The 25,510-nt window shown below is 68.4% G+C and carries 24 protein-coding genes and 1 tRNA gene; 10 read left to right on the top strand and 15 right to left on the bottom strand.

Annotated features, from left to right (window positions below; genetic code table 11):
• The coding region (locus tag RYN42_RS06505) for a hypothetical protein (RefSeq protein ID WP_315094752.1) at positions 1-481 on the top strand (481 nt) is incomplete at its 5' end.
• Positions 482-656: 175 nt separating this feature from the next.
• On the opposite strand, the gene rocD is transcribed toward RYN42_RS06505, so the two are convergent.
• From rocD to RYN42_RS06490, 3 genes are all read right to left on the bottom strand, one after another.
• Positions 657-1,865, bottom strand: a complete 1,209-nt coding sequence (gene rocD, locus RYN42_RS06500; RefSeq protein WP_315094751.1) for an ornithine--oxo-acid transaminase — start codon at positions 1,863-1,865, stop codon at positions 657-659.
• Positions 1,862-2,707, bottom strand: a complete 846-nt coding sequence (gene ddaH, locus RYN42_RS06495) for a dimethylargininase (RefSeq protein WP_315094749.1) — start codon at positions 2,705-2,707, stop codon at positions 1,862-1,864. The genes rocD and ddaH overlap by 4 nt, the downstream gene beginning before the upstream one ends.
• Positions 2,708-2,811: 104 nt before the next feature.
• The gene (locus RYN42_RS06490) at positions 2,812-3,279 is read right to left on the bottom strand and encodes an SRPBCC family protein (RefSeq protein WP_315094747.1); all 468 of its coding nucleotides are present in this window, start codon (positions 3,277-3,279) and stop codon (positions 2,812-2,814) included.
• A 47-nt stretch (positions 3,280-3,326) separates the two neighbouring features.
• Here RYN42_RS06490 and RYN42_RS06485 point away from each other — a divergent pair, with 47 nt between their 5' ends.
• A complete protein-coding gene (locus tag RYN42_RS06485) occupies positions 3,327-4,316 on the top strand; it encodes an aldo/keto reductase (RefSeq protein WP_315094756.1) in 990 nt (329 codons plus the stop codon).
• 3 nt (positions 4,317-4,319) lie between these two features.
• On the opposite strand, the gene RYN42_RS06480 is transcribed toward RYN42_RS06485, so the two are convergent.
• Positions 4,320-5,060: a hypothetical protein gene (locus tag RYN42_RS06480; RefSeq protein WP_315094745.1), complete on the bottom strand. Its 741-nt coding sequence runs from the start codon at positions 5,058-5,060 to the stop codon at positions 4,320-4,322.
• Entirely contained in the window at positions 5,060-5,518 is a 459-nt protein-coding gene (locus RYN42_RS06475) for an OsmC family protein (RefSeq protein ID WP_315094744.1), read from the bottom strand. The genes RYN42_RS06480 and RYN42_RS06475 overlap by 1 nt, the downstream gene beginning before the upstream one ends.
• Before the next feature lie 82 nt (positions 5,519-5,600).
• Here RYN42_RS06475 and RYN42_RS06470 point away from each other — a divergent pair, with 82 nt between their 5' ends.
• Both RYN42_RS06470 and RYN42_RS06465 read left to right on the top strand, forming a co-directional pair.
• Positions 5,601-6,878 (top strand): MFS transporter, encoded by a 1,278-nt coding sequence (locus tag RYN42_RS06470; protein ID WP_315094742.1) that lies wholly within the window; start codon positions 5,601-5,603, stop codon positions 6,876-6,878.
• A gap of 26 nt (positions 6,879-6,904) precedes the next feature.
• Positions 6,905-6,977: transfer RNA gene (locus RYN42_RS06465), tRNA-Arg, on the top strand.
• Between the two features lie 300 nt (positions 6,978-7,277).
• On the opposite strand, the gene RYN42_RS06460 is transcribed toward RYN42_RS06465, so the two are convergent.
• The 6 genes from RYN42_RS06460 to mobF all read right to left on the bottom strand — a co-directional run bounded on the left by RYN42_RS06460 (position 7,278) and on the right by mobF (position 13,774).
• The gene (locus RYN42_RS06460) at positions 7,278-7,811 is read right to left on the bottom strand and encodes a hypothetical protein (RefSeq protein WP_315094741.1); all 534 of its coding nucleotides are present in this window, start codon (positions 7,809-7,811) and stop codon (positions 7,278-7,280) included.
• A complete protein-coding gene (locus tag RYN42_RS06455) occupies positions 7,811-8,041 on the bottom strand; it encodes a hypothetical protein (RefSeq protein ID WP_315094740.1) in 231 nt (76 codons plus the stop codon). The genes RYN42_RS06460 and RYN42_RS06455 overlap by 1 nt, the downstream gene beginning before the upstream one ends.
• Positions 8,042-8,145: 104 nt before the next feature.
• On the bottom strand, positions 8,146-8,928 hold the full coding sequence (locus RYN42_RS06450; RefSeq protein WP_315094739.1) for an immunoglobulin domain-containing protein: 783 nt from the start codon (positions 8,926-8,928) through the stop codon (positions 8,146-8,148).
• A 618-nt stretch (positions 8,929-9,546) separates the two neighbouring features.
• Entirely contained in the window at positions 9,547-10,620 is a 1,074-nt protein-coding gene (locus tag RYN42_RS06445) for a site-specific integrase (protein WP_315094738.1), read from the bottom strand.
• A gap of 35 nt (positions 10,621-10,655) precedes the next feature.
• On the bottom strand, positions 10,656-10,859 hold the full coding sequence (locus RYN42_RS06440) for a helix-turn-helix domain-containing protein (RefSeq protein ID WP_175346810.1): 204 nt from the start codon (positions 10,857-10,859) through the stop codon (positions 10,656-10,658).
• A 29-nt stretch (positions 10,860-10,888) separates the two neighbouring features.
• Positions 10,889-13,774: a MobF family relaxase gene (gene mobF / locus RYN42_RS06435; RefSeq protein ID WP_315094734.1), complete on the bottom strand. Its 2,886-nt coding sequence runs from the start codon at positions 13,772-13,774 to the stop codon at positions 10,889-10,891.
• 347 nt (positions 13,775-14,121) lie between these two features.
• On the opposite strand from mobF, the gene RYN42_RS06430 reads away from it, so the two are divergent.
• Together RYN42_RS06430 and RYN42_RS06425 are read left to right on the top strand one after the other, a co-directional pair.
• Entirely contained in the window at positions 14,122-14,862 is a 741-nt protein-coding gene (locus RYN42_RS06430; RefSeq protein ID WP_315094733.1) for a hypothetical protein, read from the top strand.
• Between the two features lie 763 nt (positions 14,863-15,625).
• Positions 15,626-15,934 (top strand): hypothetical protein, encoded by a 309-nt coding sequence (locus tag RYN42_RS06425; RefSeq protein ID WP_315094732.1) that lies wholly within the window; start codon positions 15,626-15,628, stop codon positions 15,932-15,934.
• A gap of 443 nt (positions 15,935-16,377) precedes the next feature.
• On the opposite strand, the gene RYN42_RS06420 is transcribed toward RYN42_RS06425, so the two are convergent.
• The 3 genes from RYN42_RS06420 to RYN42_RS06410 form a co-directional block, all read right to left on the bottom strand.
• Entirely contained in the window at positions 16,378-16,896 is a 519-nt protein-coding gene (locus RYN42_RS06420; RefSeq protein WP_315094731.1) for a hypothetical protein, read from the bottom strand.
• Positions 16,897-17,215: 319 nt separating this feature from the next.
• On the bottom strand, positions 17,216-18,160 hold the full coding sequence (locus tag RYN42_RS06415) for a nucleotide-binding protein (protein ID WP_315094730.1): 945 nt from the start codon (positions 18,158-18,160) through the stop codon (positions 17,216-17,218).
• Between the two features lie 57 nt (positions 18,161-18,217).
• Entirely contained in the window at positions 18,218-18,967 is a 750-nt protein-coding gene (locus RYN42_RS06410; protein ID WP_315094728.1) for an AAA family ATPase, read from the bottom strand.
• Positions 18,968-19,710: 743 nt separating this feature from the next.
• On the opposite strand from RYN42_RS06410, the gene RYN42_RS06405 reads away from it, so the two are divergent.
• The gene (locus RYN42_RS06405; RefSeq protein ID WP_315094726.1) at positions 19,711-20,520 is read left to right on the top strand and encodes a hypothetical protein; all 810 of its coding nucleotides are present in this window, start codon (positions 19,711-19,713) and stop codon (positions 20,518-20,520) included.
• Between the two features lie 329 nt (positions 20,521-20,849).
• Here the strand turns inward: RYN42_RS06405 and RYN42_RS06400 are convergent, their stop codons facing one another.
• Positions 20,850-21,569 carry a transposase gene (locus RYN42_RS06400; RefSeq protein ID WP_315094723.1) on the bottom strand — a complete coding sequence of 240 codons (720 nt, stop codon included), beginning with the start codon at positions 21,567-21,569 and terminating at the stop codon, positions 20,850-20,852.
• A 201-nt stretch (positions 21,570-21,770) separates the two neighbouring features.
• On the opposite strand from RYN42_RS06400, the gene RYN42_RS06395 reads away from it, so the two are divergent.
• From RYN42_RS06395 to RYN42_RS06385, 3 genes are all read left to right on the top strand, one after another.
• Positions 21,771-22,712, top strand: coding sequence for a hypothetical protein (locus RYN42_RS06395; protein ID WP_315094721.1), 942 nt, complete (start codon positions 21,771-21,773; stop codon positions 22,710-22,712).
• Between the two features lie 69 nt (positions 22,713-22,781).
• On the top strand, positions 22,782-24,587 hold the full coding sequence (locus RYN42_RS06390) for a hypothetical protein (RefSeq protein ID WP_315094719.1): 1,806 nt from the start codon (positions 22,782-22,784) through the stop codon (positions 24,585-24,587).
• Entirely contained in the window at positions 24,584-25,288 is a 705-nt protein-coding gene (locus tag RYN42_RS06385) for a hypothetical protein (RefSeq protein WP_315094717.1), read from the top strand. Before RYN42_RS06390 ends, RYN42_RS06385 begins: the two co-directional genes overlap by 4 nt.
• The last annotated feature ends 222 nt before the right edge of the window (positions 25,289-25,510 follow it).

Raw genomic sequence — 25,510 nt, 5'->3', positions numbered from 1 at the left:
GGCGCAGGCAGCCGCGGCCGCCCGCGCCAAGGCCCCCTCCCGCTCCACCGTCCGGGCTCCGCGCACCACGACCACCACCACGCAGTCCGCCCCCGCCGCGCCCGCCACCAGCGGCATCCCCGCCGGCGGCAAGGTCTGCAGCGGCTCGGGCGGCTCCGGCGCCGGCGAGTCGAGCGTGTCCGCCATCGGCGCGGCCATCAACGAGTACCGCGCCTCGCTCGGCCTGTCGCAGCTGTCGGTCTCCCGCAGCGGCAGCCTGGTCAGCCACGCGATCAACATGGCCTCGGCCGGCGGCATCTGGCACTCCGGCGGGGACAACATCGTCGCCTGCGTCAGCAACGGGTCGGCGTCCTCGATGGTCTCCGCGTGGTCCCGGTCCGCCGGTCACGACGCCCAGATGCGCCGCACCGACGTGTCCAGCATGTCCGTCGGCGGAGCCAGCCTGGGCGGCTGGCTGTTCGGCGCAGTCAAGTTCAGCTGACGTCCGAGCATCTGGTCGCCAGAGCAGCCACATGCTCGGACGCAGCGGTCAACCCCCCGCGAGCGTCCGAGCAAGTGAGCGCCGGAACAGCCACATGCTCGGACGCAGCGGTCAACCTCACGCGAGCGTCCGAGCAGAGGTGGGCTGGAGCCGACATCTGCTCGGACGTTGCGGGTCAGTGGAGGGCGTCCGTGAGGCGGTCGGTGGCCAGGTCGAGGTCCTCCGGCGTGATCGTCAGCGGGGGGGCCAGGCGGATGGTGCTGCCGTGGGTGTCCTTGGCCAGCACACCGCGGGCCAGCAGGCGTTCGCACAGCTGACGGCCGGTGCCGCGGCCCTCGGCGACGTCCAGCCCCGCCCAGAGGCCGACGCGGCGCGACGAGGCGAGCAGACCGGCGTCGACGAGCGCGTCCAGGCGGGTGCCCCACGCGAGCCCCAGAGTCGCCGCGCGTGCCTGCAGCTCCCCGGTCTCCAGGAGGCCGACGACCGCGAGGCCGACCGCGCACGCCAGCGGGTTGCCGCCGAACGTGGACCCGTGCGTGCCCGCGGTGAGGACGCCGAGCACGTCCGAGCGGCCGACGACCGCCGACACAGGGAGCACTCCGCCGCCCAGCGCCTTGCCGAGGGTGACCAAGTCTGGCTTCACGCCCCAGAGCTCGGACGCGAGCGTGGTGCCGGTGCGGCCGAGCCCGGACTGGATCTCGTCGGCGACGAACAGGACGTCCTGTGACGTGCACAGCGCGCGCACCCCGGGCAGAAAGTCGTCGGGCGGGACGACGACGCCCTGCTCGCCCTGGATCGGCTCCAGGAGGACGGCCACGGTGGTCTCGTCGATGGCGTCGCGGATCGCCTCCACCGAGTCGTACGGGACCACCCGGAAGCCCGGCGTGTACGGGCCGAAGCCGCGGCGCGCGTCGGGGTCGGTGGAGAACGAGACGATCGTCGTCGTGCGGCCGTGGAAGTTGCCGTCGGCCACGATGATCGTCGCGCGGTCGGCGGGCACGCCCTTGACGTCGTACCCCCACTTGCGCGCGGCCTTGATCGCGGTCTCCACGGCCTCCGCGCCGGTGTTCATCGGCAGGACCATGGGCGGCCCGGCGACGAGCGGCCCGATCAGCGCCGCCAGCCGCGCCGCGAACGGCTCGAGCAGCTCGTGGTCGAACGCGCGGGACGTGAGCGTGAGCCTGTCGAGCTGCGCATGGGCTGCCGCCGTCAGGGTCGGGTGGCGGTGGCCGAAGTTGAGCGCCGAGTACCCGGACAGCAGGTCCAGGTAGCGCCGGCCCTCGTCGTCGGTCACCCACGACCCGAGCCCGTCGACCAGCGTGACGGGCAGCGGGTGGTAGTTGGGCGCGAGGACCGACATGGTGCCCAGCTCGGCGAGAGTCATCGCCCGGACCCGGAGGCGGGCCTGATCTCGAGCGTGCAGCACTTGGCGCCGCCGCCGCCCTTGAGCAGCTCGCTGGTGTCCACGGGGATGGGGTGGTAGCCGCGCTCGGTGATCGCCGCGGCCAGGTCGACCGCGCCCGGTGCGACGACCACGTTGTAGCCGTCGGACACGGCGTTGAGGCCCAGGGCGGCGGCGTCGCGCTCGGTGGCCTCGATCGCGTCCGGGAACAGCCGGCGCAGGACGGCCTGCGAGCCGGGGGAGAACGCCGGCGGGAAGTAGGCGATCTGCGGGTCGGCAGGGTCGCTCGACAGGACGGCCAGCGCCGTGTCCAGGTGGTAGTAGTGCGGGCTGACCAGCTCCAGGGAGATCACCGGGTGGCCGAACAGCTCCTGCAGCTCGGCGTGGGCGGCGCGCTCGGTACGGAAGCCGGTGCCGGCGAGGATGTAGTCGCCGACGACCAGCAGGTCGCCCTCGCCCTCGTTGGTCTGCGCGGCGGTGTGCGTGACGTACCCGCGGTCGGCGAACCACTTCTGGTACGCGGGGCCCTCGGCCTGGCGCTCGGCGTAGCGGAACTTCGCGGAGTAGACGATGCCGTCGACGACGGTCGCGCCGTTGGCGGCGTAGACCATGTCCGGCAGTCCGTCGATGGGGTCGATCGTCTCGACGACGTGGCCGAGGTCCAGGTAGGTGTCGCGCAGCGTGCGCCACTGGCGGACGGCGAGGTCGACGTCGGTGTGCCGCGTCTTGTCCATCCACGGGTTGATCTCGTAGGACACCGTGTAGTGCAGGGGTTCGCACATCAGGTAGCGGCGGTCGGTACGTCCGGGGGCGATCGGGGTCATGAGGCTCCTCGTGGCGTGTCGTTCCCACGAGGGTACGAGTTGGTACGGGCTGCACCGTTCATCTGGGATTGCGCGGTGGGGCGCGATCCGTTGCGCGAAAGGGCTCAGGCGTTGCGATCTGTTGCGCGGACCTCGCGGTGGGCTTTCATCAGCGCGTACCGGACCATCCCGCCGAGGAACGGCTTGAGCAGTGCACCGGTGAGTCGCCGGGGGAGCGGCCCCGCCAGGTAGACGTCCTCGCTCCACAGCACGCGGCTCGACGACGGTCCGGCCGGCACGACGACGATGCTCGCGTGCCCCTTGAGCACGCGTCCGACCTTGGTGAACGTGGCCACGCCCGGTTCGTCGCCCGCCGGCGGGTCGTACCGGTCGATCGTCATCACGTCGGTGAGCCCGGGGGCGCCACGCGTCGCGAAGGGTCCCGAGACGGCCCGCACCGTGGAGCCGTCCACCTCGACGCGGGTCAGCGGGATCCAGCGCTCATGGTTGCGCAGGTCCGCGACCAGCGCCCACGCCGTCGCGGCATCGACCGGGAAGGAGCGGACCACGGCGTCGATCGGGATGCTCGTCACGCAGCCCATGCTGAGCCCGGGTAGCGTCCGTGTCCATGGAGACGTCGATGGAGAGCCGCCAGCTGGGACGTACGGGTCGGTCGGTCGCGGTGGTGGGGCTGGGCTGCTGGCAGCTCGGCGGGGACTGGGGATCGGTCACGGAGGACGAGGCGCTGTCGGTGCTCGACGCGGCCGTCGACGCCGGCGTGACGTTCCTCGACACCGCCGACGTCTACGGCGACGGCCGCTCGGAGAAGCTCATCGGCACGTTCCTGCGCTCCCGCGGCCCGGACCACGGCCTCACGGTCGCGACGAAGATGGGCCGCCGCGCGGACCCGCACACGGCTGAGGCCTACACGCTGTCCTGGTTCCGCGCCTGGACCGACCGCTCCCGGGAGAACCTCGGCGTCGACACCCTCGACCTGGTGCAGCTGCACTGCCCGCCGTCCGAGGTGTTCCGCCGCGAGTCCACGTACGACGCCCTCGACGTGCTGGTCGACGAGGGCCGCATCGCGTCCTACGGCGTGTCCGTGGAAACGGTCGACGAGGCGCTCGAGGCGATCGTCCGGCCGAACGTCGCGACCGTGCAGATCATCCTCAACATCTTCCGCCGCAAGCCGCTGGAGCACGTGCTCCCGCTGGCGCTGCAGCATGGCGTCGGGATCATCGCGCGCGTGCCCCTGGCGTCGGGACTGCTGTCCGGCAAGTACGACGAGGACACCCAGTTCGCCGACGACGACCACCGCACCTACAACCGCGACGGCCAGGCGTTCGACGTGGGCGAGACGTTCGCCGGGGTGCCGTTCCAGGTCGGCGTGGCCGCCGCCCGCGAGGTGGCGTCGCTGACGCCCGAGGGGTGGACCACCGCGCAGCTGGCCCTGCGCTGGATCATCGACCAGCCCGGCGTCTCCGTGGTCATCCCCGGCGCGCGCTCGGCCGCCCAGGCGGTGGGCAACGCCGCGGCCGGGTCACTGGCGCCGGTCGACGAGGAGACCCTCGGCGGGCTGCGCGGCATCTACGACGGCCGGATCCGCCAGCACGTGCACGCCCGCTGGTAGGACCTACTTCTTCGAGCCGATCCGCTTGAACCTGCCCGTCAGCCGCTTGGGCTCGGCGGGCAGGATCACGGGCTTGTCGTTCGGGCCCGCGATCTCGATGACCTTGGGGAACGCCAGCGGCGGGGGACCGAACGCCTTGTGCGCCCCCTCGATGACGGTCTTGCCGAGCGCCCGGGCACCCGCGACGCCGACCACCAGGCCGACGCCGAACGGGATGAGCCGGCCGACGGCCAGACCGGTCTGCTTGGTCAGCTGCGTGCGCACCAGCCGGCGCGTCATCGTGGTGTTCACCTTGCGGACCGTCGCCATCGGCATCCGGGTCAGCAGCGCCCGCGCGACGCTCACGCTGGTCAGCTCGGCACCCTCCGCGACGATCTTGGTGCCGTCGTCGCCGAGGATGGTGGTGAGCAGCAGCGCGCGCCGCCGCTCGACGTCCTCGACCTCGATGCCGTGCACGCTGGCCACCGCGAGCGCGAACGCGGCCGACGCCCCGAAGAACGTCGCCACGTCACTGACCGTGAGCGCCATCGCGACGCCCGTGCCGACCGCCGGCGCCGCCGCCGACGCGCCCACCGCGCCGCCGGCGCTCTGGACGACCAGCAGGTACTCCTTCTCCAGGAGCCGCACCAGCTGCTCCGGCGACGCCTCGGGGTTCTTGCGGCGCAGCGAGTCGACGTGCGCGTGGATGGTGGCCGACGGGACCGTGACGGCCTTGGCGAGCGCCGCTTCGACGAGGGCCGGCATCAGCGCTCTCCGGTGACGGTGAGCTGCACCGTGGCGCCGGCGTCGAGCGTGCGGCCGACCGTGCAGTGCGAGTCGATGGCCCGGTGCAGGAGGGTGATGAGGCGCTCGCGGGTGGGCGCGTCGAGGGCGCTCAGGTCCACGATCAGCTCCTCCGCGATGGCCGGGTAGCGGTCCTCGTCCGCGTCGCTCATGCCGGTGGCCTTGATGATCACGTCGACGTCGTCGCCGAGGTAGTGGGCCAGCTTGGCGTCCGCGGACAGCCCGCTGCAGCCCGCCAGCGCGATCTTCAGCAGCTCACCGGGGCTGAACACGTTCTCGACGCCCACGCTGCCGATCAGCACCTCGGCCCCGCGCGAGTTGCGGCCCGTGTACAGGCGCTTGCCCGTGCGCTCCACCCACAGCTCGGTGTCGCCGGCATTCTTGGTGATGTCGGGCGCTGGCTTCTGCTCCGTCGTCATCCCGCGATCCTGCCACGCACGGCTGACGGTCACGCGTCGAGCGCTCGCCGCAGCCGGGTCCCCGCCGGAGGTACCGTGCCGCGTGAGAACGACACGATCGGCGGGCGCTGTGTTCGCCGCCGCCGTGGTCGTGTACTTCACCGCGGTCGTGCACCGTACGGCGCTCGGGGTGGCGGGCGTCGAGGCCATCGACCGGTTCGGCCTGTCCGCCACGATGCTGGCCCTGTTCTCGGTGGTGCAGCTCACCGCGTACGCGTCCATGCAGCTTCCCGCGGGGCAGCTCCTCGACCGGTTCGGCGCCCGGTCCGTGCTCGTCGCCGGCTCGCTGGTGATGGCGTCCGGGCAGCTGCTGCTGGCCGTCTCCGACCAGGTCGCGTGGGCCCTCGTCGCCCGCGTGCTCATCGGCGCCGGCGACGCCCCGATCTTCATCGGCGCGTGCCGGCTGGTCGCCGAGTGGTTCCCGCCGCGCCGCGTGCCGGTGATGGTGCAGACCACCGGGCTGATCGGTCAGGCGGGCCAGCTGGCGTCGGCGATCCCGGTGGCCTGGCTGCTGCACGACCACGGCTGGACCGTGGCGTTCGCGACGCTGGCGGGCCTCGGGCTCGTAGCAGCCTCCGTCGCGTTCGCGGGCATCCGCTCCGCCGCGTCGCCGACGCCCGCGCCCGAGCGCTTCCTGTCCGCCGTCCGCTCGGCCGCGCGCCCGCACGGCACCCGGCTGGGCTTCTGGAGCCACTTCGTCTGCCCGTTCTCCGCCAACGTCGTCGCTCTGCTGTGGGGCGTGCCGTTCTTCGTCACCGCCCAGGGCCGCACCCCCGGCGAGGCCAGCCTGCTGCTCATCGTCCTCACCCTGTCCGCCATGGTCACCGGACCGCTGGCCGGGCACTTCACCGCCCGCCACCCCATGCGCCGCAGCTGGGCGGTGCTCGGGACCGCCGTCGCCACGCTCGTGGCCTGGGCCGTGCTGCTGGCGTTCGACACCCCGCGGCCGCTGTGGCAGCTGGTGGTGTTCGTGGTCGTCCTCGGCGCCGGCGCACCGATCTCCCTGGTCGGCGTCGACTACGCCCGGACCTTCACGCCCCGGGAGCGGCTCGGGGCGGCCACCGGGTTCGTGAACATGGGCGGGTTCACCTCGACGATCCTCGGGGTACTCGCCGTCGGGCTGGTGCTGCAGCTGGTCTCCCCGGCCGGCGCGAACACCTACACGCTCGACGCGTACCGGGTCGCGTTCGCCGTGCTGCTGGTGCCGTGGGTGGTCGGTGTGGCGTTCGTGCTCCACCACCGCCGCGGGGCGCGGAACGACCTGGCGGCCGAGGGTGTGCGGGTCCGGCCCCTACGGGACGTGCTGCGGCGCGTTCGGTAGGCTCTGCGGCGTTCCCCGTGGATCGCGCGCCTGTAGCTCAGGGGATAGAGCACCGCTCTCCTAAAGCGGGTGTCGGCAGTTCGAATCTGCCCAGGCGCACAAGTGTTGGTGCAGGTCAGGGGCGGTCTGGCTGCAGCCGGTGAGTGCGTTGCGGTGCTCGCGAGGGCCTCGTGGTCAGCGTGTGGTCAGCAGGCCCTCGCAGGGGCGGGACTAGTATCCGGCGACTGGCTGGTGGCGACTGTTCATCGTCGAGTTCACCAACGGTCATCAGTCCTAGTGCCGAATCGAGTCGATCCGCGGTGCGGCAGCGTCGGGCAGTCCCGCACCATCGGGGCCCAGCCGGGCATGGGGGGCTGAGGGCGGGGTGTACCCGGAAGGCCAGCGGCCGAAGTTGGGACGTCACCGGCGCGACAGAAGGTCCGGCTCCGGCAACTCAACGTCGTCGAGGTCGGCAAGCGTTCCGACTTCCCGCATTTCCGCGATCGAGCAGCCCAAGAATCCTTCATGACCGCGGCCACCCTCATCAGCGAACCTCCGCTCGGCTGGCGTCCATGGAAGGGACGCGGCCGGGTCCCGCACGAGCCACAGCTGATCGGGCTCGGATCGCACCATGACGTTGGTGACGACATAGAGCCACGCGTTGTGTCCGAGAGCCCGCCAGGTGGCGACCTGTCGTCCGCGGGATGTGAGGTCGCCGCCACCGCGGGCGAACGACTTCACCTCGATCACCCGGATCTCGGACCCGACCCGTGAGATCAAGTCGGCGGAAGCGCGCGGTGGCTGGATTGCGTGGAGCTCTGCGAACACGGCGGACAGGCGCGGATCACCCCCTCGACTGATGTCCTCGAGGCGGCCACCTCGATGGCGCTCGTACGCACTGGCGATGGCCTCTCCTCGACGACCGGCCGCCTCCGCGTAGGGGGACCAGACCATCAGGGCACCGCCGGAGTCGTTGAGCCCACGAGTAGGTCAGTCATCATCCGATCGAGCATTGGCTGGATGAAGTCCTCCTGAATCGCGGCGGCCTTCTCGGTGACGTACCAGACGAAGGGCGCCCCGTTGCCGGTCACGACCACCCCAACGACTACGACGAGCAGTGCACCCCGGATCCAGCGGCGCGGCAGCACTTCGCTCAGCAGGTCAACGAAATCAATCGCTCGCATGTGGTGACGATTGCACGAGGGTCCGACACGGCTGGGGCAACGTCTCCATTGGTCAGCCATGTGGCCCTCGTGCTGTCCGGACAGGCCGACGGCAGTCGCCCGGCCTACGGACCGGGCGGGATGACCGTGTAGACGAAGCGGTGCTCCTCGTCTATCGCACCGTGGCGATGATGTTGGCGATCGGACCACAACCGAATCTCGATCGCTGTGCCTTCGCCGATGTTGAGTGCGTTGACGGACCACTCAAACTCGACCTCATGCCCGTCTTGCTGTCCAAGCAGCTGCCAAGGGCGCGTTCCCCGACAATCCCAGTGGAGCTGCAGACCATCTGGGTCCGATGCGCGACAGCGGAAGGTCACCTTCTCGCCGACCCGCACCACGGCGAGCGACGGAAAGGAATACAGGTCACCGTGGGTCTTGGTGTTCCCGAACGAGTCGGTGATGCTCTCCACGATCGGCCACAGCCCGCTGACCGGGTCCATGCGACTCCTATAGGTGGCTACGAGGTTCCGAACGAGCCCAGACATTCCTGAGGCGAGCTGCTCCTCAAAGGGCAAGAGTCCACGCACGTGTGCATCTGGGTGACGGATAGCGATCATCCGGTCGAGGTACACGCGCGTTGTGTCCTCATCGAGGAGGGCGGGCTCGAACGCCGACCAGTTGGCCATAATGATCGAGCGCAGCTCGGCCAGTTCGGTGAACTCGATCAGGTCGCTAGGAACCACGACGCCGTGTCGGCGCTGTTGGTCGGCGTCTCGCCGACTCCTGATGTCCCGCCGCTTCGCAGAGTTGAGACCAGGGCCTTGCAGCCAGGCATCACCGAGCACAAGGCGTACGAGCTCGCGTAGGGCGGTCTCCGCCGCCTGCAGTTCCTCGTGAGCGCCCACAGAGCGATCATTCCCTAGTTGCTCAAGCGCAGAGCGGACCTACGGTTCGTCGCGGCCGCGATGTGAGAACAAGTTCGCTTGATCGCTACCGTGAGCGTCGTGAATCTAGGGACGGCTGGTGAGTGGGCAAGCGTTGTGGTCAACGGCGCGGTGGCCGTGGCAGCGATTGTCGGCCTGAGTCACGCCCGGCACGATGCGCGCCGCGCAGAGCGCCGTGCGGAGATCGCGCAAGCGGAACTCGCCGCCGATCGGGCGCGACGTGAGAGTGCCCGGCGAGCCCACGCCGACCTCGAGTGCGCCATGACCATCCTGGTCATGCACGAGACCGCGACACGCAATGTGCAGCTGAGTCCACTGGACCTTGGGCAAATCCGAGCGGCCCTCGCGTCTCTGCCCCCTGACAGCGTCCCCAATGCACGCGCGATGTACGCCGGGGGTGGTGTGCGACCGTCGCGAGACGACGTTTCCGATGAACTTCACGCACTTGTGCAGCAACTGAGGGGGCTGAGCAGCGCAGCGTAGCGCTGCAAATTACCAGTTGCTCCGGGCGCCGGAGGCGTCCAGCGCGACGCAGCCGCCCGCCTGCTGAACCGCCAGCGTGATCAAGGGACCGGCCGGTCAGTTACTGGCGGGAGTTGCTCCCGGGTCCGGAAACATCGGCATCCGCTCCATCGCCACCCACGGCGCCTCGGAGAAGAGGTGGCCGTAGAGGTCCATGGTCATCGTCGCGGTGGCGTGGCCGAGTATCATCTGGACCGCCTTCACGTCGGCGCCGGCGGCGATGAGGAGCGAGGCGGCGGTGTGGCGGAGGTCGTGGATCGTCGTGCCCGCCAGGCCGACCGACTGTGTCGTCTCGGTCCAGCGCGACCGGACTCGGAAGTTGGTGTTGGTCCACATCGCGCCCGTCGGGCTCGGGAACAGGTACGAGCCGGACGGCGCATTCTCGATCCGGTCTCGGACGTAGCTCTCGAGCGTCGGCGGGACCGGCACGGTGCGGGTCTGGTGTGTCTTTGTCGGGCCGAAGATCGCTCCGCTGGTCCGCTTCGACTGCGGGGCGGCGCGGTGGATGCGGACGCCAAGGCCGTGCGGCGTCTGGACGACGTCATCGACCCGGAGCGCGCACATCTCCGAGAACCGGCAGCCGGCCAGGCCGAGGAAGAGCACGACCGGCCGGCAGTTCGGCGGCATGGCGTCGGCGAGCTTGCCGAGCTGCTCCGCGCGTAACCAGTGCGGTTCGCGTTTCGTCGTGCCCTTGGGGAGCGGGATCGAGCGGGCGACGTTGACGGAGATCCGCCGGTCGCGGACCGCGTAGTCGAGCACCAGTCGGATGACGGACAGGACGCGCCGCCGGGTGGCCGTCGCCAGCCCGCGGACCGTCATCGCCGTGAGGACGCGTTCGACGTCCGTCGCGGAGATGACGGCGATCGGGAAGCGTCCGAGCAGAGGGATGACGTAGGAGTCGAGCAGGAACTGCGTGGTCTCCTGGCTTCGGACCGCGAGGTGTTGTCGCGAGGCCTGCCACTCCTCGGCGAGCGACCCGAAGGACACCCGACCGCGGGTCGGGTCGATCCAGGTGCCGCTCTGGAGCTTGACCAGCTGGTCGGCCTCCCAGCGCTTGGCGTCGGTCTTCCGCTGGAACGACTTCTCGGCGATGACCCGGTGCTCGAAGAAGACCTTCGCGCGCCAGGTCACCTTGCCCGAGGGCAACGTCCGCCGGGTGACGGACATCAGCGTCGGCGCGGCTGCGCGGGCTCCCGATCCACCCACGAGGCCGGGATGAGGATGACGGTCCCGAGCCGGCGGCAGGGGATCTGCTCGGTCTCGGCAAGATGGTAGAGCGTCCGCACCGGCACCCCGAGCACGGCGGCAGCGTCCTTGACGCGGTAGTACTGCCGAGCAGCGGTGACGGCGGTCTGCGTGGTCGTCGACATGGTCGTTCTCCTTCGGTGGGTTGGGGTGGTCACCACCGCTCCAGTACCGGTCCATCGGGGACCGGGCTGGGCGGGGGCGTCAAGGGGCGCGGCGTCATCTGTGGACGCAGCGGCGGGATGGCGGGCTGTGGACGGGTCGCCGGGAGCGGCGGCTGCGGCCCGTCTGGGTGGTGCGTGGCCCAGGTCTCGGTGGCGGAGGTCTCGGCGTGCGTCGTGGCGAGGATCCGGTCGAGGACCTCCCGGACGGTGACGATCTCGCCGGACGGGAGGCAGTCGGGGTCGGGGCGGTCGGTGGCGACGTAGAGCCGGTTGAGGTGTCGGCCGCGGCTGACTGCGACGTAAAGGTCTTCGCGGCCCATGCCGGCGGTGATGACGGTGTGGGTCTCGTCGACGGTCATGCCTTGGCTGCGGGCGGTGGTGGTGGCGTAGCCGAGTTCGACGGACTCGGCGACGTAGGCCGCCGGCAGTCGCAGCGTGCCGTTGGTCGGATCTGCGACGGGCTGGACGCACACGCCGCCACCGGGGAGGACCTCGGTGATCGTCCAGAGATCGCCGTTGCGGACGAACCCGTCGCTGGTGCGCAGGCGGCGGTTGTTGCGGCGGGTGACGATCCGGTCTCCAACCCCACCGGTCAGTCCGTCGCTCAGGGTGATGCCAGTGGTGCGAACAGTGCCGGTGTGGATGCGTTCGGCGCGGGTGCGGGCGTTGAGCTCGTTGACGGTGCGCCGGTCGGCGGCCGCGAGCAGGACGGTCCGGCCCTGCGCTTCGGCATCGGTTGCCGCAGAGAGCGCGTCGTCGAGCATGTCGTCGTGCGTGCCGTGGCTGACCCGGCCGTGCTGGATGTAGGCGTCCAGGGCGGCAGCGTCACCGTGGCGGAGGTCGAGGGTGGCGCGCGCTTCCCACGGGTGGCTGAAACGCCAAAGGGTGCGCAGCTCGGCGGTGGGTCCGCGGCGGGCGAGCATCCCGAACGCCCCGCCGGCGTCGACCGCGCCACGTTGCAGGTGGTCCCCGACGAGCAGCACTTTCGCCTCGGCGGCGCTCGCTTGGTCGATGAGGGCGGCCAACGTGCGGGTGTCGGCCATCGAGGCCTCGTCGACGATGACGAGCTGCCCGCGACGGAATCGCCACTGGTCCTGGTCCGACGCAAGGTGGTGGCGCCGATCGTTCGCGTCGCGACGATCCAGAAGGCTTGAGGCGGGATCGCCAAGCACGGCCATCTCCACCTGGTACCGCAGCGCTCGCCGCGCGGCACCGTCACCCGTGGACTCGTAGATCCACTTGGCTGTCGTCTCGCACCGGGCGTCGAGCGCAGTCGACAGGGTCGCGGCCGCGCTGGCGGAGGGCGCCAGCCCGACGACGTCACCACGCGTCAGCCGCCAGGTATCGGCCAAGGCCGCCAGGGTCGTCGTCTTCCCCGAGCCGGCCGGCCCGACCAGGACGTCGAGGCTTCGTCGGGACAGGAGCGCCGCCTTGGTCGCGTCGCGTTGGTCGTCGGCGAGGTCGCGCAGTTCGCGATCGGCGATGCGATCGGCGAGAGGGTGGATCCCGATCGGGAGGTTCGTCTCGGCGGCGTCGAGCAGCGTCCGCTCGGCCTGCAGAAGCTCGGTCGACGTGAACATCTCCTCGCCCACGCGACGCCGCTCGGGGTCTGCGTCGTCGTCAATCCGTACGCACGCGCCGCCCGCTTGGATCACCAGAGCATTGGTCAGCTCGAGGCGGTCCTCGGGGGAGGCCATGCGGAGCGCGAGCGAGGACCGCAACGCAGCGGCGCCCAGGTTCCAGGTCGACCACACCGACCGACGCGTCGAGACGTCGTCGATGACCTGCGCGACGATCGCCGACCGGACCTCCGGACCGACGTCGGTCGCCCGCAGCGGACGCCCGTAGGTTCCCGACAGCGCCCGAGCGGCAAGGTCGACCGGGTCGAGTCCGGTCCGCTTGCGTGCGCGGTTGGCCCAGTCCGCGAGCAGGTCGCGCAGCGGGCGGACGACCTTCGGTGGCCGGGTCTCGCGGGTCAGATGCTGCCGCGCCCGCGTGGTCTCCGTGCGAGACGGCGCCCGCCCGCGGCGCTCGGTGAACTCGTCCGCCCAGCGCTGCTCGGCACAGTGGATCTGCTCAGAGCGCGCGGAGAACTCGGCCAACAGATCCTCGCCGACACCGTCCAGCTCGAACGCGGGGTTCCGGCGCTCCCCACGATCACGCAACGACCACGACGCGCCGATCCGCCGCGAGACCTCATCGGCGAGCAGGGAGTCGTAGAGCTCCGAGACGGTCACGACCGCGGCGTGCAGGGTGCGTCCGTCCACAGAGCGCCATGCGCCGTCGGGTCCCTGGACCTTGTTCGCGACGACGACGTGCGTGTGCAGGTTCGGGTCACCGGCGCGGGAGTCCCAGTGGTCGAACGCGGCCGCGATGATGCCGTGCGTCTTGACCTGCCGACAGCCGGCAGCACCTACCCGGGTCCGGATCACCGAGTGCTCGACGAACCGCAGCGCCGTCGACAGCGCCGCCCGGTGCGCCTCGTAGAGCGTCGCCCGCGCCGACTCGTCGGCCAGACCCCAGGCGACGGAGACCGACTTGGGTGCGGTGAACGTCAGGTCGTAACCGGCTACAGCGTGACGACCCTCGCCAGGAGCGGTCTTCCGGTACGGCTTGCCGAGCGGCGCACGGCTGACCGGGTCGCATCCGTCGCGGAAGACCTGCGTCATCGCCAGCTCGGTGACGAGGCTTCCGACCGGCAGATGACCGTTCCCTAGCGCCCCGAGGCCCTTGCCGAGCCATCGACCCGCAGGGTTGCCCGTCTGCTCGTAGTACGCGGTGAGCGAGTCGCCAGCCGAGAGGTCGGCATCGCCAGCAGCAACGTGCCTGGGCAGGTACGCGTAGCCGTCGCCGACCGTGAGCTTGTGCATCGACATCACCAACGCGCTACCTCCTCCTGCGGCTCGAGCAGCGGCTGCTCCCAGTGATAGGTGCGCCAAGAAGTGCGTAAGACGCGAGGTCTGTCTTCACCGGCAGCCGGAGGCGGCAGCATCACGAGGTCGAGTCGCGGCCTCCTCCTGCAAGCAGGTATGCGGAACTGCGCGCAAGACGCGACAGTGCACCTGGATCGCGAGCAGTACCGCCGGGGTCATCGGAGCCACCTGCGCGGGCCGACGACGACATCGAACTCGGTGGGCAGTGGCAGCTGGGGCCTCCCCGGCCCACGCGAAGACCCCGATCGACTGCACGTCAGCGGAGCGCCGCGCCGACCTACCCTGTGCCTATGCCAGCCGTGATCGGTGACGTCGACGCCGACTACTCCCAGATCGAGCTCCACCCCGGCGACGGCGGGCACGTCGCCGACCTCCATGAGATCGGCTTGGCCAGCGGCGAGTTCGGCGAGCATGCCGTCCTGACCACGCCGCGCCAGCACGGAACGATCACGATCGAAGTCGACGTCCTCGATGCACCGGCACCGCTGGATCCGTCGTGGGACACCGCCGTCGAATTCTCGATGCGTACGGGTCCGGGCGCCTGTGTCCAGGGTTGGGCCGGCACCGGACGTCTCGAGATCCCGATCTCTGCGGGCGTCGGGGTCCGCGTCCGCTACATCGTGATCGACGGCGAGCCGGCCTCGTCTTGGTCAGACGCGGCCGACACCGAAGCCGAGCGATATCTCCTGCAGATTTGGCCCGCTCCCATGAGCGAGGCCAGGACCATCGCCGCCACGACTCCGTGGAGCCAGTACTGGTCGTTTGGCCCTGCCGCCGAGGCACTGGTTGCCAGGTTGTCAGATGTGCCGGACCCGGATCGGCTCCATGCCGTCATCGACCGCGCATTGGCGGACCATCCCGACGTCGCCGCACACCTACGCGCTGGCCAGCAGACCTACCAGGTCGGCATCGGGCGGTATGCCCAAGAGCTCTTCCGTGTCACCTACGCGTCCGACGTGTACGAGGGAATCCGGAACGACAGCGACGCACTTCGACAGCTCATCACAGCGCGTGTTAAGCGCACCGGATGAACCGGAGGCTGCCCGCACGAGCGAGTCGCGGGTGAGGTGCACGGCGGCGACATGGCTAGAACCGAAGCCCGGCCGGTTCTCGGCTATCGCGACCCAAACCGTCTCCGCCCGTGTCGGGCAGCGGACACCGTCGTTCGGCGGGGCCTCTGTGCTCGAGCAATCGCTGCGTCCAGTGATAGGTGCGCCGAGATGCGCGTAACCCGCGACGTCAATGCGCCCGTGCGACGGCGAGGTCCCGAGTCGCTGCTGGAAGAGGTACGCGGAATCGTCCGCAACACGCGCGATTGCCATCTGCTCCACTGACTCTCGGCGTCGTGACCCGCCCGGGGGACATCCCTTGACCTGCAAGCGCGGCGACCGAGATGGTCTGCATCACGACCATCGGAGGTGCGAGTTGATGCGACCCGGCGTAGGGGTCCTTGCGTGTCTCCTGATGGCGGTGGCCGGGTGCGCCTCAACCGCACGAGCCGATGGCCCGGATGCCCATGAGTCACGGGGTGCGCTCGATGTTCGGTGCGATGAGGACGGGGTTCGCGTCGGGGCGTCTGAGGTCTACACGACCGAAGCCGGGGTCCCGCTGCTCGTGAGCAGTACCGCGCCAGCCGGCACGTACGTCAACCTTGCCTGGAAGGGCGGAGGGCAGGGCGATCCAGCACCCGCCACGGCGACTCCGTGGAACATAGGTGCTCCGCCCGGCCGACTTGAGATCGGGTGCTCAAACCTGGATGTGCCGGAGGCTGAGTGGCCCCGGACGACGGTCACGGTGCATGACGAGGGTCATTGGCGCGGCCGGGCGCTCGCGGACTACGAGTGCGGGGGCAACTCCACATCGTCCTGGGTCGATATGCCCCTCGCGGGCCAGAACGCCACGAGCGAGAGTGCTGCGCTCGAGGGCGTCATCCCGCTCTTCAAGCTCGACGGCGATGTCGACATCGAGCCGACGGAGATCGGCTATGCCGGTGCGGATCGGCAGACGTGGATCGTCTCTGAAGGCGATGAGCCGTACATCGCGGTCGACGTCATCCGGTCCGGGGACCGATACACCGCCTCGCCGAGCGTGTTCTGCGGCTGAATGTTCGAGGGCGCCGCATCCGCGCGCGTCAGCGATCGATCACAGCGTCGACTCTTCTTGCACTTGTGCCGCTGGCAGCGGGTTTGCCGTCAGCCCGCCTCTGCGTGTGGTGGCGTAGCGAAGGCACCGCAGGGGGAACCGTGGCCGACCCCCGTTAATGCCTCACATGTGGACGAATGAGCGCCACCAGTTGCTCAGACCCCCGCCCGCCCTGGACCTCTTGAGGACGTTCCCTTGCGCACAAGGCGGATAGCGCCGGACACAACCTATCCGGAGTTCCATGCCCTCATCCGAGCTACAACCAACAGGGTGGCCGACGCGCTCGAGGTGTGGGATTCCGGCGCGCCCTAGCGCCGGTGGGTCGCGTGCGGGCGCCTCGCAGCGGGCTGTGGCGTCGAATCTGCGCACGCGGCGCGGCAGGCCCCAAGAACAGTACCGTCACGCTACGTATTTAGCTCCTCGACAGTCGCCTGGGACTTGCCTCGTCCCCCTCTACTCACACGCCAATAGCGCAAGTCTCCATCACGGCCCCGGAAAGCAACAATCCAGGGATGGTTTCCCCGTCCCGTTCGACGTGCGGCGCCTACGAGGTTTCGAACGCGCCACCTACCCGTCTCATGCCGGGACTCCCAGTACGCAAGGAGATCGGCGAGAACGGCAAGAGGAACGTCTCCAGGGTGCACGACTCCGAGGTCGTCGGTAGCTGCCGTGTAGTGCTCAAACCCTCGCGAGGCTTCCGCATAGGGGTCGTCTTCGTCCTCGTCCACATCGACAGGCGTGAACTTTGTGAGCTCAGTGCGCAATGCCTCAGAATCGGAGCGCCATGTCTCCATCAGTTCGTCGTGCTTTGCTTGCGAGTCGACGCCCTGCCGTATGTATATGGCGATTGCGACAACGAGTCCGATTCCGGTCAGCGAGACGCCAACGACAGTTCCAAAAGGCGTCGAGAATGCGGCGATCACGCCGAGTGTTGTCGCGAGGAGCGTGCCGATAATCAGCAGTGGCCCCGTTCGCGCTGTTCCACTCTGAACCCCAGGAGGGCGACCCATCATGGGTGGCATGGTGTCACCGTCCTAGCGTCGCCGTCTTGCCGTGCACGTGCTTACTTCAACGGCCCTCGCCGCGCCCATCCCTGCCCGCGGAGTACAGCGCTCTCAACGCGGGATCGACTGAGACCAGTCCTAGTCCTGCCGCGTGGGGTCGTTGTCAGTTGGAGGTCGTGGCGGGTGCCATTTCGGAGACTCGGTACTGGTTCGCCAGTGGAACGGCTCCAGCCTCGCCTCAGGGGGCCGCGGGATCGTCTTTCACAAGGAACGGTCCGGCGTGCGGCCCACGAAGATCCCCCAGGTGCTTCGCGACGGCCGCGCCAGCGTCTCGGAGCCTCCTGACCAGGTCGTCGCGGCTGTCCCAAGTGCCGTTCATCTTGACCCAATTGAAGCCACTGATGTCGCTGATCTCCCTGGTGCGGGCCGACCGTAGGAATACTGTCTTGTGAGGCGCGAGGGCGAAGGCCATCCCCGCTTCTAGGAGGACGTTCTGTCGAGCCTGACCGGTCAGGTCCTCCGCCGGCTCGCTTGGATCGGCGAGGGAGGCTTTTAGACGCGCCTCGTCGTCGGGAGAGAAGACCACGATGATCGCTCCGGCAGCGTCCATCCCCTTCCGGATGATGTCGTAGGTCGTGGGCGACGGCTGACCGGTGAGCGCCCGGGCGTCGGACCACGTCATTTGCCGTAGGCCTATGTAGATCAGGAACTGCTCAAGGACGTTTACGGGACGCAGGTCGCGTCCATGAACAACGAACACTCTGGTCGGGTCGCTTGTTGCGGCTGTCGGCGCTGGCGTCATGGGCGCGGTCCTCCGGCTGACGGTGGGCGAGTTGGCGACTGTCCGTGGCGCGACGGACGGTGGAAGGTGGAAGCCATCAGCGTCTCGCTCGATCCCACGAGGCTCGAGCACCTCGCCATTCAGGGCGGCGAAGGTCTCCTCGTAGAACCGCGCCTTCGGGGACGACACGAAGATGAAGTTCAGGAGGGTGATTACCTCTCCGTCGGGGTCTGGCGTCTCCCCGAAGATGTGCCGTATCAGTGCGGCGCCCCGAGCTGTCCGACTCCCCGTTGTCTCGACGCCAAAACGGAGTTCGTAGGCCGATTGCTCGTCGTGAGTGAGAGTGTTGGCCACCGCGAACGCAAGGGCGGAGTGGTCGGCCAAGCGGAAGACGGACGCCATGCCGAGAAGGCTAGGCCTTGGACGCCGCAGCTGGGCACGCGGCAGGAAGGAAGGCGCTCACTTGTCCTGATCTGACAGCGCGCCGTTCAGCGACAAGCCCCAGCAGGCGGCGCAGATGGCGGCTCGATTGCCCGCGGGGCCTTCAAGTGCGGTATCACGGGCAGCCACTCCATCGCTTGCCACGTCGCCTCGCTTCCTGTTCGGCCCGCACACGCCAGTGCTCCTCGTTGGCCGCACGCATCTGGGTCTAGTCCCGGGTCGCCATGCGGGCCATAGCGTCGGCGTACCGCAGGGCCCGGGCGGTGGCGCCGTCGCTGGGTGGCCTCGTGCAGCCACTTCGCGGTCGTTTCGCACGGCACCCCGAGCGACTCCGCAAGCGCACGGGCCGCGGTGGCCGACGGCGCCCAACCCGACGACCGACCCGATGCCGTGCTGCCAGAGCGAGGTGAGCGCGGCGAGGGTGGTGGTCTTGCCCGACCCCGGCGGGCCGACCAGCACGTCCAGGAGCCGAGCGGAGGTGATGACGGCCTCGGCGGCCGCGCGCTGATCCGGGGCGAGGGCGCCGAGGTGGTGCTCGGTGCGCAGCCGGATGACGCCGAGCATCTCCGCCGGCCGGTGCGGTGCGCCGGTCGTCTCGGCGGCATCGATGAGCACCTTCTCCGCCCCGAGTAGCTCGGTCGAGGTGAGTAGCGACTCCCCGACCCGCCGCGTCATCGGGTCCCGGTTGTCGTCGAGCTTCGCGCAAGCCGTCGCAGCCTCGGTCGTCACCTCGTTGAGCAGCGCCCGCCGCTCCGCGTGTGACGCCATCCGCAGGAGTCTCGAGGCGCGCGCACGGCGGCGGCGCCGAGGTTCCACGCCGACCGCCGCGTCGACACGTCGCCGAGCACCTGGGCGACCATCGCCGCGCTCACCTCCGGGCCGACGTCGTGCGCATGCAGCGCCCGCCCGTAGGCGCCGGCCTGCGCGCGCCGCGAGGTCGCCGCCGTCGCCGATGCGCGTGCGGATGACGCGCTGCTCGACGGACTCCAGCGATGACGCCCGTCTGCTCGAAGTACGCGGTCAGCGACGCACCCGCATCGAGGCCGGCGTCGCCCGCAGCGACGTGCCAGGTCAGATAGGCGTCCCCGTCCCCGGCCGTGAGCTTGTGCATCGACATCCCCGACAGTCACCTCCCTGACGCGCCGACTCCCGCCACCTGCAGGTGTGCGGCAGCAGCCGAGATGAACCGTCACTGCCCGCCGTCCCCCGCGCATCCCGCGGCGCAATGGGCCAGAGTCGGGCGGTGCACACGACGCCAGACTCCTCACGCCCGATAGCCGAAGTGATGACGAGTTGCGCGCGCGGGCAGAGAAGCGATGACGCGGCGATCACGGCGCCATGAGCCCGGCGCGTCATAGCGATGACGGCAGGGAGGCCTGCAAGGCCCGCTCCCGCGAGGGCGAGCCTTCCGGCTGTGCTCACGTGGACGGCGTCGTGGCGCGCCAGCAGGTGGACTGTCGCGCTCATGGCCTGCATGCCTTCGTTCGGAGTCCGTCTGTCATCCTGGCCGCATGATCACTGAGATCACCCGCATTCAGGTCGACACCGGTCCCCTGTGGCCGCAGATCGCAGCCGTGATCGTTGCGCTCATAGCTGCGGGGGTCGTCGCCTACCAGAGCGTCCAGACCAAACGCTCCGCAGACGCTTCGCTCAAAGCCGCGGACGCCGCTGCTAATGCGGCAGATGCCGCGGTCCTCGGCCTGGATGTAAGCCGCCGAATGGAGGTCAGCACCACCCGAGCTCGCATGGACCAGCAGATGCCCACTTGGTCGGTGACTTGGCTCGGGTGGAAGGAACACATGCGCTCGCTAGGCGCCGCCTGGGCTGACGGCCTCGGGTCGCTGCTCCCTGCGGAAGACTTCGTGGTGCCTCGCGACCAGGGGGTGTACTTCGGTGTCGTGGGTGCGGTGAACCTGCACAACGACAGCGAGCGGCACGTGAGTCTGAGCGTGCACTCGCTGCGCCCCGGCGCGCGTCAGCCCGGGGGGGTCGACATCGTGCTCGGGCCTCACGAGACCCAGACGGTGGACTTCGTTATCGCCCGGACTGTGCGGGACTGGCTCAGTGGGACCCCTGGCCTGACGGATGGTGGCACGTGGTACGGCGAAGGATTCACCGTCGCGTACGACGCGCCGGGCGACCAGGGAGCCAGTGACGCCTGGCGGTTGACGATCACCGGTAGCCCTCTGCACCCTTCTAGCGAAGACGCCGGCAAGGTCATCACCGAAGTCAAGGGGCTTGCTGCCGAGCACACCCAGGGACGGGTGTACTGGCTCTCTCGCGCGCAAGATCGGCAGCTACCGGACGAGGAACTCAACTGACGGCCTGCCTGCGCGCATCGCCCGCGGTCTCAAGACCGACGCCCGAACGCGCGACGACCACGGCGTTAGCTCACGCACGGTCACCGAGGGGTGAGGGGGTTGCCCAAGGCGTCCGATCGGTTTGCAGTCGTTGCGAAAGCGGCGTCGTCGGACGTAGACGAGCGCGGCCCTAACACCCTACGCCGGCCGCTGGCTGCCGCACGCCGGACCCCCCGATACGACTGCCGGCCGCTGGACAGTGACCCGATGGCGGCCGCGACTGACCGTGAATGTCCGCGAGTGGGCGCGGCAAGCGGCCGGGCGGAGCCCGGGGTCGTGTGGTGTTCAGGTCAGCTGGTCTTGTCGAGGGTGACGGTGTGGCCGAGGTCTTCGAGCTGGTGGACCAGGCGGCGGGTGCGGTCGGTGGTGCGTCGCGGATCGAGCAGCCATTCGGCGCCGAGGTCGCGGTAGGGCTCGTCGCGCACGGGCATCCAGTAGGCCGATGTCAGGATCGAGTGGGCGACGGCCACGGCGGCGCGGGCACTTCCGCGCCGTGCCGCGATGCGCCGGTACTGGCCGGCCAGGTAGGTGGTCTTGGTGCGCGAGGCGGAGCCGGCGGCCTCCACGAGCATCGAGGTCAAGAACCGGTTGCCGTGCCGGGCGCCGGTCGGGGTGCGTTTGCCGGCGGACTCGTGCATGCCGGGTGCGACCCCGGCCGGGCGGCAAGGTGCCCCGGGGTGGGGAACCGTGTGCGCCACGACCGGGCCGACCCCGGGGATGGTGCGCAGCAGGTCGACCTCGTGCTGCCAGGGCGCGACGTCGATTGCGATCTGGGCGTCCAGGTCGGCTAACCCTTGCTCGACGTGGTTCACCCGGGTCAGCAGCTGGCCGACGATCAGGGCGTGATGCTCATCGAAGCGTCCGGTCAGCGCCTCGATCAGGTCCGGGATCTTGCGGCGCAGTTTGGACTTGGCCAAGTCCGCCATGACCGCCCCGTCGCGCTGCCCGGCCACGAGCTGGCCGAGGTGCGATGCACGTTGCGAGCAGGTCGACCAGACAGGTCTACCCATCGCGTCCTTGACCAGAACAACGAGGACGTTGCTCGCGCTAGCGCCGTCGAGACAAAGCTCCCTATCGAAAGGCGCGCAGCAGATTCGGGTCGCTCCGACTCGGACGGCGAATCGGATCGCGAACCGCGTCCGGCGTAGAGACGGTGGGCATACGCTGTTCACGCTGTCACCGGTGCGGCAGCCCACTCACGAGGGGGTCGTGTGCTGCAAGGACGTCGGGGCCATGCTCGTGCTGTCGTCCTCACCGTTGTGGACGAGGAATTGAACGCCGTGCTTGAAGAGTTCTCTACTGCCAGCGAACTTCGTGGGCACGGATGCTGGACAACGGGGATGGTTGACGACGTCCATCCGGTTCTTGTCGCACAATCCTCGGATCGATCGAATATGCCGTCCGCAGAGAGTGTGCACGACTTGGTGGAAGACTGGCGGCCAGAGTTCGTTGTTCTGGTAGGCATTGCCGGTGGGATTGTTCGCCTTCGCGAAGATAGCGAGAGTGTCTCAGGCCCAAACGCTGGCGATGTCGTTTGCGTCGAGTACGTCCACTATGGCGAATACACCAAGAACGTCAACGGCGAACGACAGATGCGGTATTTTCCAGTCCAGCACCCATCGACAGAACTGATCAAGCGGCACGTTCGACCCCTGGCGCGGGAGGGTTGGCACCACGACCTTCCGACGACGCGACCGTCAGACACGCCGCAGGAAACACCCTCCGATCGCGCTCCGGGTTCCGGAGGCAGTGCCCCGATCTTGCGCTTCGGAGAACTGGTCTCGGTCGAATTTCTCGCCGGAGACGCCACCGTTGCGCAGCAACGCGATGTCTTTGGACAGTACGACCATGCCCTCGCGGTCGATATGGAGTCGGCCGGCGTCGCGAGAGCGATGCACGTGGCTAGTAGCGACGTCCACTATCGACCGACGTGGCTGTGCATTCGCGGCATCAGTGACCGCACCGCGGCAACCTTAGAGGCGCAAGCAGCGCTCGGCGCCGAGAACGACACGGAGAGGGTCCAGTGGCGGCCGTACGCTTCGGCCGCAGCAGCCAGGGTGGCCCGCCTGGTCGTCGAGCGACTGCTCGAGTCGGCGAGGCCGCCACAGGACGCAGATCCGGGGGCTCCCTCGTGGAGTCTGGCTGGCGCATGACGCCGTGTCGTAGGCACGTGGAAGGATGCGACCGTGGGGCCAACTGAGCGGAATCGAGTCCACTACCCAGTGGCGCTCACGCAGTTTCCAAACTTCACGGCCCTTCTTAGCGGAGAGGGAGGGACGGAGCTCACCGTAGAGGAAGGGCTCGGCACCATCTTCGGGAGCGGTCGCGCAATCCTGCAGGCGCGAGCGGGTGCCGGGAAGACGACGACTCTCCAGCGCCTAGGCGAGGCGCTGAGCAATGGGGATCTGCATCGCATCAACCTCTCGACCGTCGAAGACCGAAGTCTGCTTCAGTCCACGGATTTGATCGAGCGCGGGCTCGATCAAGTCGTCCGCGCCTATCCGGGACGTGTACTTGTCGAAATCGATGGGCTCGACACGGTTTCACTCGAGGATGGCCAGCGTGTCCTAGAGGCCGTCGACCGAGTGACAAGTCGAAATGCCATGTGTGCGATCATTGTTTCAGATCGGCTGGGTCGACGTCCCATTCGTGAGAAGCGATGGGCGCTCCTGGGTCTGTCGACCTTCGGCGACGATTTACCGAGAGGCACTCGAGCGGTCGTCGGCTGGCGGACGTTGCCAATGTACCGTGACCTTGTGAGTAGAGAACGTACCGCGGAAACGCCCGGGAGCGCTTTGGACGCCGCGATCACTCGATCGTTTAATGGCGACGCACGCTTCGTCGATGAACTCTCGAAACTCGTACTAACGAGTCGACTCACGCATCGCTCAGACTGGATCGTCGAAGAAGAGCTGGAATCAGCCGTGGGTTCCGGCGCTACGCAGCGGGTGACGTCTTCTGGGCTTATCGACCGAAATGAAGGCTCGACCCAGCTTCGGTTCCGGCATCTTCTGGTTTCGGGCTATCTCACCGCTCGAGCGGCGTCGCGGCTGCCGGAACTGTGGGACCGGCGGCTATTTGACTTGCTTACCTACGGTGGTGCCTCGTTTGACGTGTTGGGTCTATTGCTGGAAATGGTGGAGGACGCCAACGTAGACGACTTGGTGCGTCAGGTCGACGACTGGAACTTCTACGCGGCGGCGCACCTCTTGGCCGAAGACGCGGAACCGGCTCCTCGGGTCTCGGACTCGCTTCGAAACGCCCTTCTCCTTCTCCTCGGCAGGAGGCGGTTCACTCAGTTGCCGAGTACCCGCCGCCAGGTGGAGGACGCGCTCATCCTGCACGGAGGACCCCTCGCCGGTTCAATTCTCGAGGCTCGCACTGAGGCCGAGCTAGTGCGTTTGGCCAATGAGCAAGAGGGCGCCTCGGCCGAGTGGTGGGAACAGTGGCTTTCGACCTTCTCATTGGTGTGGCCGGCGTCTCCTTCGGCGGAGGTGATATCAGCTATCGCGAGCGATGATGGATTGTTGGGATGGACCGCAGCTAATACGCTGATATCGCTCGATCTCAGCGATGAACAAGAAGTTACCGTCATGGAAATCGCTCTGAGTCACCCGCAGGCGGTCGTGAGGTGGCGGGCAGTCCACGTCCTTGCGGGGCATGGGACCCAGCGTTCAGCCGAAACTTGCCTGCGCGTCTTTCGCTCGGACGAATCGGACTGGGTGCAGTACGGCGCTCTACGCTCTTTTGTCGCGATCGCTGCAGAACTCTCCAGCGCATCTGAACGCGCGGATCTGTTCCTAGACTTGTCACGTGACGCGAGAGCCATTGCAAAGAATCGAAAGTGGAGGCGAGAGATTGAGCGATCGGTGATATTGGATACCCAGCCTGCGGATTGGCCGGAGGCCGTCGGCCTGCTGCTTGAGAAGCTCTGGGCAATGTCGGACTCGGTCGAGGAACAAGATCGATGGCGGAGACTTAGTGCTCGGTTGCGCACGGGCTGGGCAGGAGGCGGTGAACTCGTGTGAGTGCGATCGCGCAATCTATGTCGACAACTGAGGCGTTGGGAGTCGACTCGGTATTCGCCAAGTCGGTCGTCGACAACGCTTTCTCGCGCCTCGGCGGCGACTCCTTGTTGAGCGCGCTACGTTCGATTGAGGATGAGATTTATCTGGTCGGTGGTGCGGTCAGAGATGCCCTCGCGGGGACCGATGCGCCCCGGGATCTTGACCTGATGATTCCGAACTTCTCCACGGAACCGCACCGAATCCTGCGCGGCCTTGCCGACGGCCGCCAGAACAGACACGGGAACTGGCGCTACGTGCTTTGTGATGGTTTGCAGATTGACGTCATCGAGCCACGATTCTTTTATCGAAACTTCACGAGCGCGGCTGGTGCGCTCGCATACTTTGACGCTTCTGTGAACGCGATTGGATTCCGCATCGGCGATGGTTGTGTGCTTGACCCATTAGGCGGTGCGCGTGACCTAGCCAAGCGGAGAGTTACGTTGCCGGTGGCGAGGTGGTCGTCGATGAATGACTTCGAAAGCGTGCATGTAACGCTGAGGGTTGCACGATTACTTTCACGCCTAGCTCTGAAAGTAGTGAATCCGAGTCTCGCGCTGGACCAGTATTCAAAATTCGATCTGGTGGACTGGACCGAACTGGAACGGCTGAACGGTGTTTCGCGCGGTCGCGCCCTAGAGCAGGTCCGCTTAGCCTTTGGGTAGCTGAGATTCGGCCGCCAAGCCGAGTCGGCTCCGTTGTTACTAGATTGCTCTGGAGTTGTTCGCCCAAAGACGGTTGTACTCATTTTGAAGCGACGGTTGCTCGCGGATCCGCGTTGTGAGGTCCGTAGGGAGTTCCAGTAGCGCTGCAACGGACCTCGTCGTCGTCGCGCGAAATTTACACGCGGACGCCGCGCGTACGGATTCCGTCGACCCCGCCGAGCA

This window comes from uncultured Cellulomonas sp. (assembly GCF_963527515.1).
Classification (GTDB): Bacteria; Actinomycetota; Actinomycetes; order Actinomycetales; family Cellulomonadaceae; genus Cellulomonas.
Note: the sequence above shows the minus strand (reverse complement) of the source record. Positions and strands in the feature narration are given on the sequence as shown.

Coding starts and splice junctions, on each gene's coding strand:
- rocD (WP_315094751.1), bottom strand. CDS start 1,865: ATGACTCTCGCCGAGCTGGGCACCATGTCGGTCCTCGCGCCCAACTAC.
- ddaH (WP_315094749.1), bottom strand. CDS start 2,707: ATGACCCCGATCGCCCCCGGACGTACCGACCGCCGCTACCTGATGTGC.
- RYN42_RS06485 (WP_315094756.1), top strand. CDS start 3,327: ATGGAGAGCCGCCAGCTGGGACGTACGGGTCGGTCGGTCGCGGTGGTG.
- RYN42_RS06480 (WP_315094745.1), bottom strand. CDS start 5,060: ATGCCGGCCCTCGTCGAAGCGGCGCTCGCCAAGGCCGTCACGGTCCCG.
- RYN42_RS06475 (WP_315094744.1), bottom strand. CDS start 5,518: ATGACGACGGAGCAGAAGCCAGCGCCCGACATCACCAAGAATGCCGGC.
- RYN42_RS06460 (WP_315094741.1), bottom strand. CDS start 7,811: ATGGTCTGGTCCCCCTACGCGGAGGCGGCCGGTCGTCGAGGAGAGGCC.
- RYN42_RS06455 (WP_315094740.1), bottom strand. CDS start 8,041: ATGCGAGCGATTGATTTCGTTGACCTGCTGAGCGAAGTGCTGCCGCGC.
- RYN42_RS06440 (WP_175346810.1), bottom strand. CDS start 10,859: ATGTCGACGACCACGCAGACCGCCGTCACCGCTGCTCGGCAGTACTAC.
- mobF (WP_315094734.1), bottom strand. CDS start 13,774: ATGTCGATGCACAAGCTCACGGTCGGCGACGGCTACGCGTACCTGCCC.
- RYN42_RS06430 (WP_315094733.1), top strand. CDS start 14,122: ATGCCAGCCGTGATCGGTGACGTCGACGCCGACTACTCCCAGATCGAG.
- RYN42_RS06415 (WP_315094730.1), bottom strand. CDS start 18,160: ATGGCGTCCGTCTTCCGCTTGGCCGACCACTCCGCCCTTGCGTTCGCG.
- RYN42_RS06410 (WP_315094728.1), bottom strand. CDS start 18,967: ATGGCGTCACACGCGGAGCGGCGGGCGCTGCTCAACGAGGTGACGACC.
- RYN42_RS06405 (WP_315094726.1), top strand. CDS start 19,711: ATGATCACTGAGATCACCCGCATTCAGGTCGACACCGGTCCCCTGTGG.
- RYN42_RS06400 (WP_315094723.1), bottom strand. CDS start 21,569: ATGGGTAGACCTGTCTGGTCGACCTGCTCGCAACGTGCATCGCACCTC.